Source organism: Desulfovibrio sp. ZJ369 (assembly GCF_011039085.1).
Classification (GTDB): Bacteria; Desulfobacterota; Desulfovibrionia; order Desulfovibrionales; family Desulfovibrionaceae; genus Desulfovibrio.
Genome location: NZ_JAAKEI010000043.1, coordinates 1 through 15,915, shown reverse-complemented (window position 1 = coordinate 15,915; position 15,915 = coordinate 1). Strand labels below are relative to the sequence as shown.

The window sequence follows — 15,915 nt, the reverse complement described above, 5'->3', positions numbered from 1 at the left end:
AAAGCAAAAACATGTGATGAACTGTATAAATCCATTGGAAAAGCATTAAGTTGTATCACACAAAAAGACGCTGAAGGATGGTTTAAATCCTGTGGATATGTAAAAAGTTAAAAGCAAAATGCTCTAGAGCATTTTCACTTTGAAAATGCTCTGCTGACGCGAAAGCGGCAGCCGCCGCAACGCGGCGTGTATTCAGGCGAAAACCGCGTTTTTCGCCTGAATGCCACCTTTGACTTTTATAAAAAGTCAAAGGTAATCTGCTCTAGGACCCGTTTCACCCGGTAACGGCAGATCCAGCCCGCAGGGTCACGGACGAAGCTTGGGACGAAGCGTGCCGCGCACAGGGCTGCAATGGTGTATTACCGGACGCTCTTTTGCCCCTGGCGCGGGAGTCAGACGCCAAGCGCGGCCTTGCCCAGCTCCAATGCTTGAAGATTGGATTCCTGCAGCCTGGGCGGCAAAAAGATCCTGATGGCCGCTTCCAGGGCGTCCACGCCGAAGGGCAGGACGCCGGAGGCGCAGAGCGCGCCCAGGAGCACAGTATTGCCGCTCTGCGCGGATCCGGCCCGGATGCCCAGCTCCCGGCAGGGGATAAAACGGCTCTGCCCGGCCACCTGCCGGGCTTTTTCCTCTATGAGCGCCAGATCCGGGTACGCGGCCTGCCCCAGGGCAACACTGACCGGCGGCAGGGGATCGCTGCTGGAAAAGACCGCGCCGCCGGGCCGCAGATAGGGGAGGCCCCGCAAGGTTTCCAGAGGCTCGAAGCCCAGGAGCACGTCCGCCTCGCCGAAATCCAGCTTGGGCGAACGCCAGCCGCCCAGCAGCAGGACGGATTCCACCACGCCGCCGCGCTGGGCCATGCCGTGCACCTCGCCCGCAACCACATCCAGACCGGCCTGCAGGGCCGTGCGCGCCAGCAGGGTGGTGGCGGTCAGGGTGCCCTGCCCGCCCACGCCGGTGAAATAAATCCGCATCCGTTTTTGCTTGTCGTGTGCTTTCATAGTTTCACCACTCAGCGCTTTTTGGCTTTAAAGGCCGTGGGAGCGATCTGCAGGCAGATCATGCAACCGGAACACAGCGTCTCATCCACCGCCAGATTGTCGCCCCGTCGGTAAAAGGCGGGGCAGGCCAACTGCTCCAGGCAGCGCAAGGCCTCCTCGCCCTGCCGCGCGACTTCGGCAACCCGGGGCTGCGATTTTTTCAGACGGCGGCGGGCATACAGGGCGCAGGGCTCCTCGGCGATCAGCACGCGCACGCCGGGCTTGTCCTTCATGCTTTCCAGGGCCCTGATCACGCTCTTGAGATTGAAGGCCCGCACCCTGGCGCATTCCGTGACGCCCAGGCCGCGCACCACGGTTTCCATATCCATGTGCACGGAGGTTGCGCCGAGCATATCCTGCTGCATGCCCGGATTGGGCTGATGCCCGGTCATGGCCGTGGTGCCGTTGTCCAGAATCACCAGCAAAAGGTTGTGCCGGTTGAAGACCGCGTTGACCAGACCGGTCATGCCGGAATGAAAAAAGGTGGAATCTCCGATAAAGCCCACCACAGGCTTGCCCGATGCCCGCGCAAAGCCGCTGCCCGCGGACACGGACGAGCCCATGCAGACCAGAAAATCGGCAACGCGCAGGGGCGGCAGCAGCCCCAGCGTGTAGCAGCCGATGTCGCTGGAATAAATGGCCTCGTCCCCGAACACATGGCGCACGGCATAGTAGACGGCGCGGTGCGAGCAGCCCGCGCAGAGATTGGGCGGGCGGCCCGGCAGATCCGGCTCCACTGGCCGCGCGGGCTTGGCCGGGCAGGGGCAGTTCAGCCAGACGGCCAGGCGACGCATGACCAGGGTGGTGGAATACTCGCCCTGCTCGGTAAGGTCTTCGTCCTTGCCCTCAATGCGGACGTTGATGCCGCGCCGCTGCGCCAGGGCGCGCACGCTCTCTTCCAGCAGATCCGCGCCTTCCTCCAGGACCAGCACGCGATCGCATTTCTGCAAAAAATCGCTGATCAGATCCCTGGGCAAGGGCCAGGTCATGCCCAGCTCCAGCACGCGCGCGCGATCCTCCCAGCCGCCCCCGGCCAGAGCGTCGGCCAGATAGTTGCGGGCCACGCCGCTTGCGATAATGCCGATGCGGGTTGCAGACCCCCCGGCGGGCTCGCGCGCCACGTTAAAGCGGCTGTTTTCGGCAATCTGCCGCGCTTTTTCCATATTGGCCAGCAAGGCCGGATGGCGCTTGCGGGCCACGGCGGGCACCGGCACAAAACGGCCCGGATCGCGCTGAAATGCAACCTTGGGCTGCGGCGCGGGCAGGTCGTCGAAATCCACGGGGCCGCGCATATGGCTCACGCGGGTGGTGGTGCGCAGCATGACCGGCTGTTGCAGCTCCCGGGCCAGACGAAAGGCCTCGCGGGTCATCTCCTTGGCTTCCTGGGCCGAAGCCGGCTCAAAGCAGGGCAGGGAGGCAAAGCGGGCATAATGGCGGTTGTCCTGCTCGTTCTGGCTGGAATGGCAGCCGGGGTCGTCCGCCGTGAGCAGCACCAGGCCGCCGGGCAAACCGGTATAGACCGAGGTGAACAAGGGATCCGCAGCCACATTGAGGCCCACATGTTTCATGGTCACCAGGCACATGGCCCCGGCCAGAGCCGCGCCTGCGCCCACTTCCAGGGCCACTTTCTCATTGATGGAATATTCCAGGCGGTAGCGGCCTTCGCCGCCCAGGCGCAGAAACGTATCCGGCACTTCCGAGGACGGCGTGCCCGGATAGCAGGTGATCATGTGCACGCCCGCTTCCAGAGCGCCGCGCACAATAGCCTCATTGCCCAATAACAGATGGCGCTCCCCGCGAACGCCGCGCAACAGCGGATCGTTGCCCATGCTTCCTCCCGGCCTCCAGACCAGATTACCTGTGCAATTTGTCCAAGTTCAAAGTTCTCATTATGGGAAAAAACGCCGTTTTTCCCGAAAATCACATGCCCGGCAGAGCGGCCCGAAAGACCACGAAGCCGGGCGGCAGAGCGCCGTGCGGACATGGAGCGCGAAACGAACGAAAATCCTCATGGAGCAAAAGAACCGAACGCTTGCGCGACGTGCAGCAGCGCAGCGGATGCGGGCCGTGCGCCGGGCGTCTTCCGCAGTTGCTGTCAGAAGCTGTCTCCAGAGCAGAGTACCTTGCGGCGTTGGAGCATTGTAAAGGCAAAACGCCCTAGCGCGGCGCCGCCTCTTTTTGCGTGGCCTTTTCCCCGGCCCTGGGGCTCGCGGGAGCCAGGGCTTCGGCCCGGGCCCGGAAATAATCGCCGTCAAGGCCCTGCACGTCCTTGGCCAAAGCCGCGTAGGTCGCGGCGGCCAGGTCGTTTTGCCCGGATCGGGCCGCGGCTTCGGCCAGCATCAGCCGCACTTGCGCGGAGCGCACTTCAGCGGGCAGGCGCGTTTCCAGATTTTGCAGAAGCGTCACGGCTTCGGCGTTCTTTCCGGCCTTGAGCAAGGCTCCGGCCTCGCCAAGAGCCGCGGCCATGCCCAGGGCGCCGTCGGCATCTTCCTGAGCGGCCTTGGCGTAGGCTGTGGCGGCGGCGGCAAAATCCCCGATCTCCAACGCGCTTTGGCCCAGGGCGAGATATGCGGAAAAGCGCACCGGGCCGGGAACTTTTTCGGCCAGGGCGCTCAGGGCCCTGACCCGTTCCTGCCCCTGGACGGTCAGGACGAGCCGCGCCAGCTCCTGCCGGGCCTCGGCGCTGGTTGAAGCGCTGTACCACTTCCAGGCGGCCGTGCCCGCCAACACCAGCAGGAAGAGGATCACCGCTCCGGCAATAAGGCCCGCATGGCGCAACATAAATTGCAGCAGGGGCGCGCTTTCGGAACTGACCTCAGCCTGGAGATCGCGGAACAGAGGCGACTCTGCAGCGCCTTGATTCTTTTGTGGATTCATGTATCACAAACTCCTTGGGGAGACGAAAATACCGTGACCGGCGTCCATACGGCGAACCGGCCGCGCACATGCATCGGGCGGGAGTACTTTCATAGGCCAAAGGCCGTCTCTCTGTCAAACCGGCGCGCACACCCGCCGCGCCATACTCCAACCACAAGGAACAGCCATGTCATCGGCAGAAGAAATGGAGCTCCTGGCCGCGCGGGCCAGGGAAGCGGCGCGGGCCATGCGCAGGGCCACGGCCGCCGCCAAGACCCGCGCCCTGGAAACTCTGGCCGCGCTGTTGCTGAGCAATGAAGACGCGATCCTGACCGCCAATCACGAGGATCTGGCAGCCGCGCGCGCCGCCGGTCTGGACGCCCCGCGCCTGGACCGCCTGACCCTGACCCCCGCGATCATGGAGGAAATGCGCGCCGCCTGTCGCCATGTGGCCACATTGCCCGATCCCGTGGGCGCCACCGAAAGCCAATGGCAGCGCCCTAACGGCCTGCTGGTAGGCCGTATGCGCATCCCCCTGGGCGTGGTGGCCATGATCTACGAGGCCCGGCCCAATGTGACCATTGACGCCGCCATTCTCTGCATCAAGGCGGGCAATGCGGTCATTTTGCGCGGCGGCAGCGAAGCCCTGCGCTCCAACACGGCCCTGGCCCGGACGCTGGGGCAGGCCCTGGCCGAGGCGGGCCTGCCGCCCGATGCGGCACAACTCGTGCAGACCACGGATCACGCGGACGTGACCGCGCTCTGCAAGCTGGATCGGTATATCGACGTGATCATCCCGCGCGGCGGCGAGGCTCTGGTGCGGGCCGTGAGCGAGGCTGCCGTCATGCCGGTGCTCAGGCATTTCAAAGGCGTATGCCACGCCTTTGTGGACGCGGGCGCGGATCTGGACGCGGCCCTGAACATTGTTTTCAACGCCAAGGTCCAGCGGCCCGGCGTGTGCAATGCGCTGGAATGTCTTTTGGTGCACAAGGACGAGGCCGCGGCCTTTCTGCCGCTGGTGGCCGCCCGGCTGGGCGCGGCCGGAGTTTCCTTTCGGGCCTGCCCCGCGTCCCTGCCGCTGATCGGGCCCAACGCCACGCCCCAGACCCCTGAAGATCTGGGGCGGGAATTCCACGATCTGATTCTGGCGGTTCGCGTGGTTGACGATCTGGACGCGGCCCTGGATCATATCGCCCGCTACGGCTCCAATCATACGGAAATCATCTGCACCCGCGACTACGGGCGCGCCATGCGCTTTCTGCGCGAGGCCGACGCCTCCATGGTGGCGGTCAACGCTTCCAGCCGCTTCAATGACGGCGGCCAACTGGGCCTGGGCGCGGAAATCGGCATTTCCACCTCCAAGCTGCACGCCTATGGCCCCATGGGAGTGCAGGAGCTGACCACCACCAAATTCGTGGTGCTGGGCCAAGGGCAGGTGCGGCAGTAAATGACGCCGCGCCGTGCGCACAGGCCCGGACTGGCGGTTCTGGGCGGCAGCTTCAATCCCCCGCATGTGGGGCATCTGCGCCTGGCCGTGGAGGCGCGCGAGGCGCTCGGAGACCTGATCAGCCGCGTGGATCTGGTGCCCAGCGCCCATCCGCCCCACAAGAAAAATCAACACCTGCTGCCCTTTGAGCTGCGCGCCGCCATGCTGGAGGCGGCAGCCCAACCGCTGCCCTGGCTGCGCTGCAATCGCCTGGAATCCTTGCGGGAAGGGCCATCCTACACCTGGGACACCTTGCGCGCCTACCATGCCGCGGAACCGGGGACAAAGCTTTATTTTCTGCTGGGCAGCCCGGATTTTGCGCTGCTGCCCACCTGGCATCACGGCCTGGAGCTGCCCGCGCTCTGCGATTTTGTGGTAGTGCCGCGCGGCGAGCAGAACGCGGAAGAATTTATGGACACGGCGCGCGCGCTCTGGCCTCAGGCCCAGGCGCACCCGCCCCTGTTGCCGGGCAGCGTCTGCATGGCCCTGCCCGGCGGCGGGCTGGCGCATTTTCTGCCTTTGCCCTGGCTGGCGGTGAGCGCCTCGCGCATCCGCGAGCTCTGGCTGGCCGGGCGCAGCGTGGAATATCTGATGCCCGAAGCGGCCCTCGCGCTGTTGCAGACCTACCGGCGCACGGCTCTTGAGCACTGGCGGGGAGACAGGACATGCTGAGCGCCGCGCCCAAGGATCTGCGCGAAAATCTGGCCCGCGCCAACGGCTATCTGCGCCGCAATGAAGTCGAGCGCGCCCTGGCGGCCATGAGCGCGGCCCTGCGCCGCTACACTGAAGTGCGGCTCACGCGCGCGGCCAGAGCCGGGCTGGACGCGCAAATCAACGAATTTCTGCACGACCTGGCGCGCCATCCCGCCATGCGGACGCTGCTGGACCCCCGGCAGAGCGGCGCGGTGCAATCCATTCCCTACCGTCCGGGCCAGGCGGGCACGTTGTGCACGGTGCTGGAAGGTCTGGCCCGGATCTTGCGCCAGGAGGCGCAAAGCTCCATGCGGCAGGAGGTCCAAAGCCGCCTGGAACGCAAAAAAAATCTGATCCAAACCGGCCTGCGCTTTCTGCGCGAGGGCCAGACGGCCCTGGGGAGCGCGTTTCTCAAACGGGTGGCCGAGGAGTGCAGCGAAGAGGAAGGCATTTGCCTCCAGCTGGGGCAGATTTTCGCAGCCGCCGGGCAATACGCGGATGCCGCTGAAATGTACGAGCAGGCCATGCAAAACCGCCCCCGTGAAGCGGCCGCCTACACCGGCGCGGTGGACGCATGGCTGAAATTGCGAGAATTTGCCAGGGCGGAAAACGTCTGCAAGGCCGTGTTGCGCGTTTTCGGCGGCCACCCGGCCACCTACGGCAAGATGGCCCGCCTGTACCTGGACTGGGGCAAGCCACAGGCCGCCGAGGATTTTGCCCGGCGGGCCCTGCAGGAAGATCCGGCCCAGACCGACGGCCTGGCGGTCCTGGCCGCGTTGCGCCGCGATTGAGCCGCGCCCGTGGGGCGGTTGCGCAATGGGCGCAGGCAAAGGCCGCGAGGGCGTTGCCTTTCCGCGCAAAGTAGGCTAGGAGTGTTTCTCGGCCGCGCCCGCTTTAGAGCGTTTTGCTCATAAAATGAGCTAAACGCTCTGGCGACAGCGTAGCTGGCGTCCGCGCCGGCGGTAGCCGTTAGCAAGCTTTGCTTGCTTACGGATAGCGACAGCGGTTGCGTTGGTTGGCTGTCGCAGTAACCAGTTGCTGTCTTCATCCGTAGCTTCCTTCGTCGCAACGGCTGAAGCAATGAGCCTGAAAACCACGCTTTTCAGGCGCTTGTCCCGCTTGAGGGGAAATGATGGCAGCGCCGCTTTTGAAATTGAATAATTTCAAAAGCAAAATGCTCTAGGCGCGCCTGCCCTGATTCCTGCGGAGGGGTAGCGAAGTGGCCGTAACGCGCTCGACTCGAAATCGAGTTATCGGTTAACACCCGGTACGTGGGTTCGAATCCCACCCCCTCCGCCACAAAGACCTTCCAGAGACCTCCAAAAAGCACCGCAACAGCCCGCAGAACCTAGGTTTTCTAGGGAAAGCGGGCTTCTTTTTTGTTCCTCCGTATTCCAAGGAACTGCGTTGCAACCCACAAGAAAAGTGGGTATGAACGTGGGGACGGGACTTTTGCCGGGGAAATTTCCCCACTGTCCACGGGGGACGCATGGGCCGCCTGACTGACGCGAGAATACGCACCCTTCCGATACCTGCCACGGGCCGCAAGAAGTATGCGGACGGCGGCGGGCTCTCCCTGCTGGTGGCCTTCACCGGCAAGAAGGTGTGGTATTTGCGGCGGCGCGTGGACGGCAAGGAACAGATGGTGCGCCTTGGGGCATACCCTGACATGGGGCTGGCTGATGCCCGCAAGGCGGCTGTCGAGGTGCGGGGACGGCTTTCCCGTGGCCTGCCGGCGAAGGAAGCGCCCGCCGTGACCTTCGGGGACGTGGCCCGCGAATGGCTCGCCCTGCAGGGGGAAAAGCTCTCTCCGGGCTATGTGCGGGACATCGGGGAACGGCTGGCGCGGCACGTCCTTCCGGCTCTCGGGAAAAGGCCCGTGGCGGAACTGAGGCCCGGCGAGGTGCTCGACGTGTTGCAGGGCGTGGCGGCTCAGGGCATCCGCGAGACCACCCGCCGCTTGCGCCGCTATGTGAGCGCCATTTGCCGCCTGGCTGTCATAAAGGGATATGCGGACATCGACCCCGCCGCCTCCCTTGCCGAAGCTCTACCGCCGCCTGTGGCCACGCATATGCCCGCGAGGACGAGCCCCGAGGAGGTGCGCGCGCTGTTCGCTTCCTGTGCCGCCTACTGGGGGAACCGCACCATCCGCAACGCCCTCCTGCTGCTGGCGCTCACCGCCGCCCGGCCCGGCATGATCGCGGGGGCGCACTGGGAGGAGTTCGACCTTGCCGGGGCCTCCTGGACGCTTCCGCCCGCGCGCATGAAGATGCGCCGCCGCTTTGCCGTGCCGCTTTCCGCCCCGGCATTGGAAATACTGGACGAGCAGGCGGGCATCTCCGGGGGCGGCGTGTTCGTGTTCCCCGGCCGGGACAGGACGCGGGGGCTCTCCAACGGGGCGCTCAATGCCGCGCTCAGGACGCTGGGGGCACATGATCATGTGGCCCACGGCTGGCGCTCCTCTTTCTCCACGCTGGCGCACGAGGCGGGGCACTTCCGGGGCGAAGTCATTGAAAAGGCCCTGGCGCACGAGCAGAAGAACCGCGTGGCGGCTGCCTACGACCGCTCGGAACTGTGGCCGGAGCGCGTGGAGCTCATGGACTGGTGGGGGGCGTTCCTGCTGGAAGGGCTACAGGGCTGACCCGGTGTTCGGGTGAATATCTGCGAGCGTATGCGGGTATATGTGGATATTTGTGGACAATTCAGGCCTCGGGCCGTTTTTGTCATTGACGAGGAATTCCTTTTTCATGCAATGATTTACGCGAAAGGGCGGCAAGGTGTTACAGCACCCTACCGCCCCGAATGACCGGGCCAAATGGCCCTAATCCCTTCCGTTGAATCGCTTGGATTTCCCTCCACCCCGGTTCAAACGGAATAAACCGCCCCGAAGGGCCGCCTGTCGTCCTTGTGCCATATGCGGAAACGTATGGCAATGGCTTTCCGCGCAAGGCAATGCAAGGCAATGGACAACGGCGCTGCACCGGGGCAAAGGAGTTTTCCCCATGCCGAAGGTGAAAAACGCCGCCGCCTCCACTTTCCCCATGCCCACCGCTTCCACCACGCCCACGTCTTCCCCCCTCTCCGACAACCGCCTTCTTCGCCGCCCCGAGGTCGAGGAGCTTGTCGGGCTCAAAACCAGCGCCCTCTATGCCAACATGAAGGCCGGGCTGTTCCCGCGCCCCGTGAAAATCGGCAAGCGGGGCGTGGCCTGGCGCTCGGCGGATATTGCCGCCTTCCTCCAGAACGGCGCTGCCGCTGAATAGGGGGCGGCATGAACGAGACAAAAAGAAGCCGCCCGGCTGGGGAACCGAGCGGCAACAGAGAGAAGAAATCCGTTTCAGGCAGTATGCCCGGAAAGCGCCCCGGAAGCAAGCCCGTGCCTTCCCATTCGGAGCTTTTGGAGCGGGCCGCGGCGGCGCTTACGGCTGCCGGGCTCACGAACTTTGAGCCGCTGGACGCATCGGGCGCGCTCGCCATGTGCGGCACCTCCAAAAAGCCCAACGGACAGGCCGGGCGCTACAAGCTCCACATGGACAACTTCCCCCGGTTGTGGTGCGTCAACTACCACGAGGGCGGCGAGGGGCAGACCGTCAACCTGTACGAGCCGCACGAGATCGAGCTCCTTTCACCTGCCGAGAAGGCCGCCTTGCGGGAGCGCGTGGCCAAGGAGAAGGCGGCGGCGCTGGAGGCCCGCGAGAAGGCCCAAAAAGCCGCCGCTCAGCGCGCGGGACAGATCCTTGAGGCATTGGCCCAGGCCGGGACGGATAACGCCTATCTGACGCGCAAGGAGGTGCCCCCGATGCGGGGGCTCCGGCAAGATGAGGACGGGCGGCTGGTGGTTCCCGTGTGGGACTGTGCGGGCAAGCTGGCAAGCCTCCAATACATCGGCGCGGACGGCGGCAAGCGATTTCTCAAGGGGCCGCTCCCTCGCGTCTATTACTTCTCCATTCCGGCAAAGGACGGGAGCAAGGCCGACCCCCTGCCGGAAAAGCTGCCTTCCGGCTTTTCCTTGCGCACCGGCGGCAAGTTGCCGGGGCTGTGGCATACGGAAGTCAAGGGGGACGACTCCGACCCGGTGGAAACGTGGGTATGCGGCCCGCTCACGGTGCAGGGGGCCACGCGGGACGAAAACGGGGTGGCCTGGGGGCTGCTCCTCCATTGGCAGGACGCGGACGGCGGCGCGCACTCTTGGGCCATGCCGAAGGCGCTTCTCGCCGGCAAGGATTCTTCGGCGGTGCTGGCACGGCTGGCGGATGAGGGCTTGCCCTTCTCCAGTGGCCAGCGGGCCAAGAACCTGCTCGGGCGCTTCCTGACGGAATACCAGACCCGCCGCCGCATACGTTGCGTCCCGCGCACGGGCTGGCATGGCGGGGCCTTCGTGCTGCCGGATGAAGTTCTCTATGCCCAAAATCCACTGGGACAAGTGGGACGAGTGGGACAAGCCGCGCCGGGCAAGGATTTGCCGCCGTCCCAGTCTGAAAACAAAAGTGGGACGAGTGGGACGGATGAAAAGCTCGTCCTCCAGACGCGCACTCCGGGCAATCCCTTCCGCACCGCCGGGACGCTGGACGGCTGGCGGGACACTGTGGGCGCGTGGACTGCCGGGAACAGTCGCTTGCTGCTGGCGGTGTGCGCGGCCTTTGCGGCCCCGCTGCTGGAAATGTGCGGCATGGAAAGCGGCGGTTTCAACTTCTCCGGCCAAAGCTCAAGCGGCAAGACAACGGCGCTGGTGGCGGCGGCATCCGTATGGGGGCGGGGCGCGTCCTCCGGGGGCTTTGTCCAGAACTGGCGCGCCACGTCCAACGGCCTCGAGGGCATGGCGGCGCTCTATTCCGACTCGCTCCTCTGCCTGGACGAGATAGGACAGGCTCCGGGGCGCACGGTGCAGGAGGCGGCGTATATGCTCGGCAACGGCATGGGGAAAAGCCGCGCATCGCAGGACGGCAGCGCGCGGGCCGTCAAATCGTGGCGGTGCTTCATCCTCTCCACCGGGGAAATCGGCCTTGCCGAGAAGATCCGCGAGGAAGGGGGCCGGGCGCGGGCCGGGCAGGAGGTGCGCCTGGTGGACATCCCCGCCGATGCCGGGGCCGGGATGGGCATCTTTGAGGAGCTGCACGACCACGCGAGCCCGCAAGCCTTTGCCGATGTCCTGAAACAATCCGCCGCCACGCACTACGGCCACGCGGTCCGTGCCTTCATCCGGGCCTTGCAGGCTGAGCGCGAAAAGGCGGGCGCGGAGCTGGCGCGGTTCATGGAACGGGGCGTGGAGGACTTTTGCCCCGCCGATGCTGACGGGCAGGTGCGGCGCGTGGCCCGGCGCTTCCTCCTTTGTGCCGGTGCCGGGGAAATGGCGGCGGAATGGGGCCTTGTGCCCTGGGAACAGGGCGCGGCGGTGGCGGCGGCGCGGACGTGCTTTGAGGCGTGGCTTTCGCAGCGCGGCGGAGCGGGCGCGGCTGAGGACCGGGCAATCCTTGAGGCGGTGCGCCTGTTTTTGGAGCAACACGGGCAAAGTCGCTTTCAGGACGTGGACAAACCGGACGCGGTGTGCATCAACCGGGTGGGATTCCGGCAAGCGGACGAGACCGGGACGACCTTCTACGTCCTCTCGGAGAGCTTCCGGGCTGAGGTATGCAAGGGGCACAACCACCGGCGGGCGGCGACGGTGCTGCTGGAAAGCGGCCTTTTGCTGCCGGGTGACGGGGGGAACATAAAGCGCCGGCCTCCTATTCCCTCACCGGCCCCCGCGCTCCAGTGCTTTGCCTGTTCCTGCTGGCAGCGTGTGCCGGGGCTGGCGTGGTGGTGCGGGCGTTGCGTGGTGACGGGCCGGGAGATCAATATGCAGAGCCGGTGCGACAGGGGCTTTGAGGAGTGCCAGGCATCTTCCGCAGGAGAGAACCGCGCCGCAACCGGGGGGATGCCGTGCGAATCATTATTGACTCACGGGAGCAATGCCCATTCGCCTTTGCCGGGCCCCGTTACGAGGGCGTGGAGGTGGTGGCGGGCTCCCTGACCGTGGGGGACTACAGCCTCGAAGGATTGACGGACAAGGTGGCGGTGGAGCGCAAGGAGCTCCCGGACCTCGTGCAATGCCTTGGCAGGGAGCGGGAGCGCTTTGAGCGCGAGCTTCAGCGGGGCATGCCCCTGGACGCCTTCGCCGCCGATGGAGGAGTGCACTGATGCGCCAGTTTCCGCTTCAACCACGAGCGAACCACGAACTTTGAACCAAAGGGGCATATAATGGGCAAGAAAACTGTTCCGCCGTTGCGGGACAAGGAAGAAGCCCGGAAGCGGGGCCGGAACGGCGGCCTCGCCTCCGGGAAGGCTCGGCAGAAGCGGAAAGAGTTGCGGGAGCTGCTGGAAGTGGCACTGTCCATGCCGGACGAGGAGAGCGGGCAGACCAACGCCGAGGCCATCGCCGCCGCCCTGGTGGTAAAAGCCAAGGCCGGGGACGTGCGGGCTTTTGAGGTGATCCGCGATACCGTGGGCGAAAAGCCGGTGAACCTCCTCGACCACAGATCCACGGATGAGAGCATGCGCCCGGTGGTGAAGGTAGATCTCTCCAGATTCTCGCCGGGGGAAGTATCGGCACTGGTGGATGCCGCCTACGGAAGCGGCCTGCCAAACTGAGGCGCTTTCGGGACTGTTCCTTTCCTTGCCGGGTATTCGCCCGGCTTTTTCATTTCCGGGGCTGTGAGGGGTGTTTTTGGGGCTTCGCGGGGGTGGCTGTGTGGTGCGCGTCAGTGGTTCGGAAATCCCGAATGGCTCGGTAGGGCCGACGGGGCAACGTGTCGGGAATCCTGACAGGTTCAAAAGGCGAACAGTACGCGCGCGTGGGCCGGATTCGATGAACGCCTGAAAAGTGGCGGACAGTGCTGATTTGAGATTTTTTATGCCGAAAAATACCAACAGAAACACCAACAAAAATAAATGCTAGAAGGCATATATTTAGACTGTATTTATACCTTGATATATCTATAAATAGTATTTATATGGAAGGCGGCGTTGTAAAATAGGAGGTGCGGATGGTAGAGAAATCCGACTGGCCCCTTATCGGCATGACCGTGGAGGAAGCCGCCGAAGCGCTGCGTGTGCATCCCAAAACCGTGCGCGCGGCCATCCGGGAAGGCAGCCTCCCCGCCCGCAAGGTGGGCGTGGGATGGCGCATATCCCCGGCGGCGGTGGATGCCTGGCTTGCCAGCGGGAACGCCAAGGCAGAGGCAACGGACGAATAACCCAAAGCGGCTCGGCAGGGGAATTGCTCCTTCTCCTGCCGAGCCTAACCCTGAAAGCATCGACTGGAGGTGCTTCATGGCTCAGACGATTTCACACAAGGCAAAGGCCCCCGTCAAGAAGAACCCCGGCAAGGTGGAGCTGGTGCGGCTCTTGGAACGCTCCTATGACCAACTGGCGGACCTTCAGATGATGGGAGGCTTACAATAAGCCTAATTAGTGCCGTTGACATGCCTACAAAAAGGCAGTATTGTAATAGGCGAAGGAGGTATCCACATGGCCGGTAAGGTGAATAAAATTGACTGGCCCCCCGTTGGCATGACCGTTGACGAGGCCTCCGACGTGCTGCGCGTGGACAGGAAAACCATACTCAAAGCCATCCGGGAAGGCGGGCTTCCGGCCCGCAAGGTTGGCGTGGGGTGGCGCATTGACCATGACGCTGTGAAGGCATGGCTTGCCAGCGGGAACGCCAAGGCAGAGGCAACGGACGAATAACCCAAAGCGGCCCGGCAGGGGAATTGCTCCTTCTCCTGCCGAGCCTAACCCTGAAAGCATCGACTGGAGGTGCTTCATGGCTCAGACGATTTCACACAAGGCAAAGGCCCCCGTCAAGAAGAACCCCGGCAAGGAAGCGCTGGTGCGGCTCTTGGAACGCTCCTATGACCAACTGGCGGACCTTCAGGAGGACATCTACGAAATTCAGCAGTGCATCGACCCTGAACCCCGTCCCCTGCCGGAGACCATCGACCCGAACATCCTGTTTACGGGTATGCAGCTCAAGGACGAGGAACAGGCCGTGGTGGACGCCGGAAACGCCCTCGGCGCCGCCGTGGAGGAGTTCAGGCAGGCGGCTCGGCGGATGCGCGCACAGCTCGCCAGCGGCCGCAATGCCCGTGCATGGGGCAAGCTCATAGGGTGGCTTGATGAAGAAGCGCGGCTCCGGGTCGATGCGGTGGACAATGCGATCCGCGCTCTGCTGCGGCATACGCGCATCGTGGCGGCGCTCGTGACCTTCGCCAAGGCTGACGACCTGCCGGGCAGCATCAGCGAGGAGGCGGGCGTAGCAACCTCGACCGAAAGGAGCGGACAAGGGAGCGCATAGCCAAGAATTCCCCTTCAGTGGAGGCGGCGGCGGTGCCCCTCCACCCTGACGGTGGTTTCCATCTCAAGCATGAATCCAAACTCGCCCGGTTCCATCTCCACCCGGTCGAGCGCGGCGCTCGCCCACGACTTCGCGCCAGTGAAGTCTAGTGGCTATAGCTGACTATAGCTGACCTTCGGCAGCGGAATGGCCGGTGGATGATCTCACGCCCTGGCAATCCGTCCGACACGTCCGACACGAAAAACGGCAGGGGAAGGTGCGAACAGGGGGCGGACTCCTCCACCTGCCGATGCCTCTGCTTGACTTCCACGCGGCGGCGGTGGAAAAGAGGGGCCGGAGCGTGTTACGGCGTAGGGGGGTATCCGCCACAAAAGTGGGTAAATTTGTGGGGAAACGGTTTTTTTGAAAGCGTGTTACCCCATGAATTACGGCATGTTAGAAAAATAGTTCGACTGCCACCCCCGCCAGATTTCACTCCATCTTGGTTCGGTACAGTCCAAAAAGTCTTTCCTGGCAAGGGATTAGGCGAAATGGACTGTCCGAGCGAGAGGAGTAAACGCCATAGACATCCACCAGTTTAGGGGTATTTCAAGGGGTATATAAATCCCTTGCCAGGAGAATACCCCTATGTCCCTTCCACCTTTGAGGCAGTGGCACGGGAGTGGCACAGCAATCAGGCCGCCATCTGGACAGAAAATTACGCCAAGGACGTGATGGAGCGGATCGACAAGAACATCTTCCCCTACCTGGGCAATCGTCCTATTGCTGAAATCACCCCGCCTGAATTGCTGGCCGTGCTTCGCAAAATTGAAATTCGCGGCGCTGTTGACCAGGCCCATCGGGTACGGGGCATCTGCTCTCTCATTTTCCGGTATGCCATTGCCACGGGCCGCGCCGAACGCGATACGGCTGCCGACCTTCGCGGAGCGCTGAAAAGCCGTACTGTTACGCCTCGTGCGGCCATAACCGATCCGGTAGGCTATCGGCGGCCTCTTGCGGGCGATAGACGATTTTACCGGCGCCTATACCGTCAAGGCGGGTTTGCAATTACTGGCGCTGACTTTTTTACGCCCCAGTGAAGTTCGCCTTGGAGAGTGGACGGAAATCAACTTTGAGGAAAAGCTTTGGCGCATTCCGGCCAAACGCATGAAAATGCGCCATGACCACCTGGTGCCCCTTTCCTCGCAATCGCTGGAAATCCTGCATACGCTTCACGACATGAGCGGGGACGGCCGCCTGATATTTCCGGGGCTACGCTCCCCAGGCAAAGCGATCAGTGATGCCGCCTTTATCGCGGCCTTGCGGCGTATGGGCTACCCCAAGGAAGAAATGTGCGCTCACGGGTTCCGGGCTAGAGCATTTTAACTTTAATTTTTTACATAAAAAATCTAAACTTGTTCTATGAAGTTCGCTCCTGAAAATATTCGTACTATCGTCGTGAAGGCTTACCTGGCAAAACAGGCCACTAGACAGCAGTTGGCTGATATCTTTGGTTATACGCCTGCAAG

18 protein-coding genes and 1 tRNA gene are annotated in these 15,915 nt (G+C 63.6%); 15 read left to right on the top strand and 4 right to left on the bottom strand.

Features of this window, described 5'->3' with window-relative positions; genetic code table 11:
* Positions 1 to 392: 392 nt before the first annotated feature.
* The 3 genes from G7Y51_RS11410 to G7Y51_RS11400 all read right to left on the bottom strand — a co-directional run bounded on the left by G7Y51_RS11410 (position 393) and on the right by G7Y51_RS11400 (position 3,917).
* Positions 393 to 1,001 (bottom strand): indolepyruvate oxidoreductase subunit beta, encoded by a 609-nt coding sequence (locus tag G7Y51_RS11410; protein WP_165177610.1) that lies wholly within the window; start codon positions 999 to 1,001, stop codon positions 393 to 395.
* Positions 1,002 to 1,012: 11 nt separating this feature from the next.
* Positions 1,013 to 2,869, bottom strand: a complete 1,857-nt coding sequence (gene iorA, locus G7Y51_RS11405) for an indolepyruvate ferredoxin oxidoreductase subunit alpha (protein WP_165177608.1) — start codon at positions 2,867 to 2,869, stop codon at positions 1,013 to 1,015.
* 328 nt (positions 2,870 to 3,197) lie between these two features.
* Positions 3,198 to 3,917, bottom strand: a complete 720-nt coding sequence (locus G7Y51_RS11400; protein WP_165177606.1) for a tetratricopeptide repeat protein — start codon at positions 3,915 to 3,917, stop codon at positions 3,198 to 3,200.
* Positions 3,918 to 4,083: 166 nt separating this feature from the next.
* On the opposite strand from G7Y51_RS11400, the gene G7Y51_RS11395 reads away from it, so the two are divergent.
* From G7Y51_RS11395 to G7Y51_RS13800, 15 genes are all read left to right on the top strand, one after another.
* Positions 4,084 to 5,343 carry a glutamate-5-semialdehyde dehydrogenase gene (locus tag G7Y51_RS11395; protein WP_165177604.1) on the top strand — a complete coding sequence of 420 codons (1,260 nt, stop codon included), beginning with the start codon at positions 4,084 to 4,086 and terminating at the stop codon, positions 5,341 to 5,343.
* The gene (nadD, locus tag G7Y51_RS11390; protein ID WP_165177602.1) at positions 5,344 to 6,054 is read left to right on the top strand and encodes a nicotinate (nicotinamide) nucleotide adenylyltransferase; all 711 of its coding nucleotides are present in this window, start codon (positions 5,344 to 5,346) and stop codon (positions 6,052 to 6,054) included. It begins immediately after the preceding gene.
* The gene (locus tag G7Y51_RS11385; protein ID WP_165177600.1) at positions 6,048 to 6,866 is read left to right on the top strand and encodes a tetratricopeptide repeat protein; all 819 of its coding nucleotides are present in this window, start codon (positions 6,048 to 6,050) and stop codon (positions 6,864 to 6,866) included. The genes nadD and G7Y51_RS11385 overlap by 7 nt, the downstream gene beginning before the upstream one ends.
* Positions 6,867 to 7,280: 414 nt before the next feature.
* Positions 7,281 to 7,374: transfer RNA gene (locus G7Y51_RS11380), tRNA-Ser, on the top strand.
* 190 nt (positions 7,375 to 7,564) lie between these two features.
* Positions 7,565 to 8,716, top strand: coding sequence for an integrase arm-type DNA-binding domain-containing protein (locus tag G7Y51_RS11375; protein WP_165177598.1), 1,152 nt, complete (start codon positions 7,565 to 7,567; stop codon positions 8,714 to 8,716).
* Positions 8,717 to 9,077: 361 nt separating this feature from the next.
* Complete coding sequence (locus tag G7Y51_RS11370; protein ID WP_206214325.1) at positions 9,078 to 9,338, top strand: AlpA family phage regulatory protein; 261 nt, start codon at positions 9,078 to 9,080, stop codon at positions 9,336 to 9,338.
* Between the two features lie 113 nt (positions 9,339 to 9,451).
* Positions 9,452 to 12,085 (top strand): DUF927 domain-containing protein, encoded by a 2,634-nt coding sequence (locus G7Y51_RS11365; protein ID WP_165177596.1) that lies wholly within the window; start codon positions 9,452 to 9,454, stop codon positions 12,083 to 12,085.
* The gene (locus G7Y51_RS11360; RefSeq protein WP_241160230.1) at positions 12,067 to 12,252 is read left to right on the top strand and encodes a hypothetical protein; all 186 of its coding nucleotides are present in this window, start codon (positions 12,067 to 12,069) and stop codon (positions 12,250 to 12,252) included. The genes G7Y51_RS11365 and G7Y51_RS11360 overlap by 19 nt, the downstream gene beginning before the upstream one ends.
* Before the next feature lie 60 nt (positions 12,253 to 12,312).
* A complete protein-coding gene (locus tag G7Y51_RS11355; protein ID WP_165177594.1) occupies positions 12,313 to 12,702 on the top strand; it encodes a hypothetical protein in 390 nt (129 codons plus the stop codon).
* Between the two features lie 395 nt (positions 12,703 to 13,097).
* The gene (locus tag G7Y51_RS11350) at positions 13,098 to 13,307 is read left to right on the top strand and encodes a helix-turn-helix domain-containing protein (RefSeq protein ID WP_165177592.1); all 210 of its coding nucleotides are present in this window, start codon (positions 13,098 to 13,100) and stop codon (positions 13,305 to 13,307) included.
* A gap of 76 nt (positions 13,308 to 13,383) precedes the next feature.
* A complete protein-coding gene (locus tag G7Y51_RS13910; protein ID WP_277424695.1) occupies positions 13,384 to 13,515 on the top strand; it encodes a hypothetical protein in 132 nt (43 codons plus the stop codon).
* Positions 13,516 to 13,581: 66 nt separating this feature from the next.
* Positions 13,582 to 13,800, top strand: coding sequence for a helix-turn-helix domain-containing protein (locus tag G7Y51_RS11345; protein WP_165177590.1), 219 nt, complete (start codon positions 13,582 to 13,584; stop codon positions 13,798 to 13,800).
* A 76-nt stretch (positions 13,801 to 13,876) separates the two neighbouring features.
* Positions 13,877 to 14,407: a hypothetical protein gene (locus G7Y51_RS11340; RefSeq protein ID WP_165177588.1), complete on the top strand. Its 531-nt coding sequence runs from the start codon at positions 13,877 to 13,879 to the stop codon at positions 14,405 to 14,407.
* A gap of 650 nt (positions 14,408 to 15,057) precedes the next feature.
* Positions 15,058 to 15,486: a hypothetical protein gene (locus G7Y51_RS13805; RefSeq protein ID WP_241160231.1), complete on the top strand. Its 429-nt coding sequence runs from the start codon at positions 15,058 to 15,060 to the stop codon at positions 15,484 to 15,486.
* A complete protein-coding gene (locus tag G7Y51_RS13800) occupies positions 15,401 to 15,772 on the top strand; it encodes a site-specific integrase (RefSeq protein WP_346773699.1) in 372 nt (123 codons plus the stop codon). The genes G7Y51_RS13805 and G7Y51_RS13800 overlap by 86 nt, the downstream gene beginning before the upstream one ends.
* Here G7Y51_RS13800 and G7Y51_RS13605 read toward each other — a convergent pair.
* Positions 15,659 to 15,915 (bottom strand): hypothetical protein (locus tag G7Y51_RS13605; protein ID WP_206214326.1); only part of this gene is annotated, 257 nt, incomplete at its 5' end. The genes G7Y51_RS13800 and G7Y51_RS13605 overlap by 114 nt on opposite strands.

Coding starts and splice junctions, on each gene's coding strand:
- G7Y51_RS11410 (WP_165177610.1), bottom strand. CDS start 1,001: ATGAAAGCACACGACAAGCAAAAACGGATGCGGATTTATTTCACCGGC.
- iorA (WP_165177608.1), bottom strand. CDS start 2,869: ATGGGCAACGATCCGCTGTTGCGCGGCGTTCGCGGGGAGCGCCATCTG.
- G7Y51_RS11400 (WP_165177606.1), bottom strand. CDS start 3,917: ATGAATCCACAAAAGAATCAAGGCGCTGCAGAGTCGCCTCTGTTCCGC.
- G7Y51_RS11395 (WP_165177604.1), top strand. CDS start 4,084: ATGTCATCGGCAGAAGAAATGGAGCTCCTGGCCGCGCGGGCCAGGGAA.
- nadD (WP_165177602.1), top strand. CDS start 5,344: ATGACGCCGCGCCGTGCGCACAGGCCCGGACTGGCGGTTCTGGGCGGC.
- G7Y51_RS11385 (WP_165177600.1), top strand. CDS start 6,048: ATGCTGAGCGCCGCGCCCAAGGATCTGCGCGAAAATCTGGCCCGCGCC.
- G7Y51_RS11375 (WP_165177598.1), top strand. CDS start 7,565: ATGGGCCGCCTGACTGACGCGAGAATACGCACCCTTCCGATACCTGCC.
- G7Y51_RS11370 (WP_206214325.1), top strand. CDS start 9,078: ATGCCGAAGGTGAAAAACGCCGCCGCCTCCACTTTCCCCATGCCCACC.
- G7Y51_RS11355 (WP_165177594.1), top strand. CDS start 12,313: ATGGGCAAGAAAACTGTTCCGCCGTTGCGGGACAAGGAAGAAGCCCGG.
- G7Y51_RS11350 (WP_165177592.1), top strand. CDS start 13,098: ATGGTAGAGAAATCCGACTGGCCCCTTATCGGCATGACCGTGGAGGAA.
- G7Y51_RS13910 (WP_277424695.1), top strand. CDS start 13,384: ATGGCTCAGACGATTTCACACAAGGCAAAGGCCCCCGTCAAGAAGAAC.
- G7Y51_RS11345 (WP_165177590.1), top strand. CDS start 13,582: ATGGCCGGTAAGGTGAATAAAATTGACTGGCCCCCCGTTGGCATGACC.
- G7Y51_RS11340 (WP_165177588.1), top strand. CDS start 13,877: ATGGCTCAGACGATTTCACACAAGGCAAAGGCCCCCGTCAAGAAGAAC.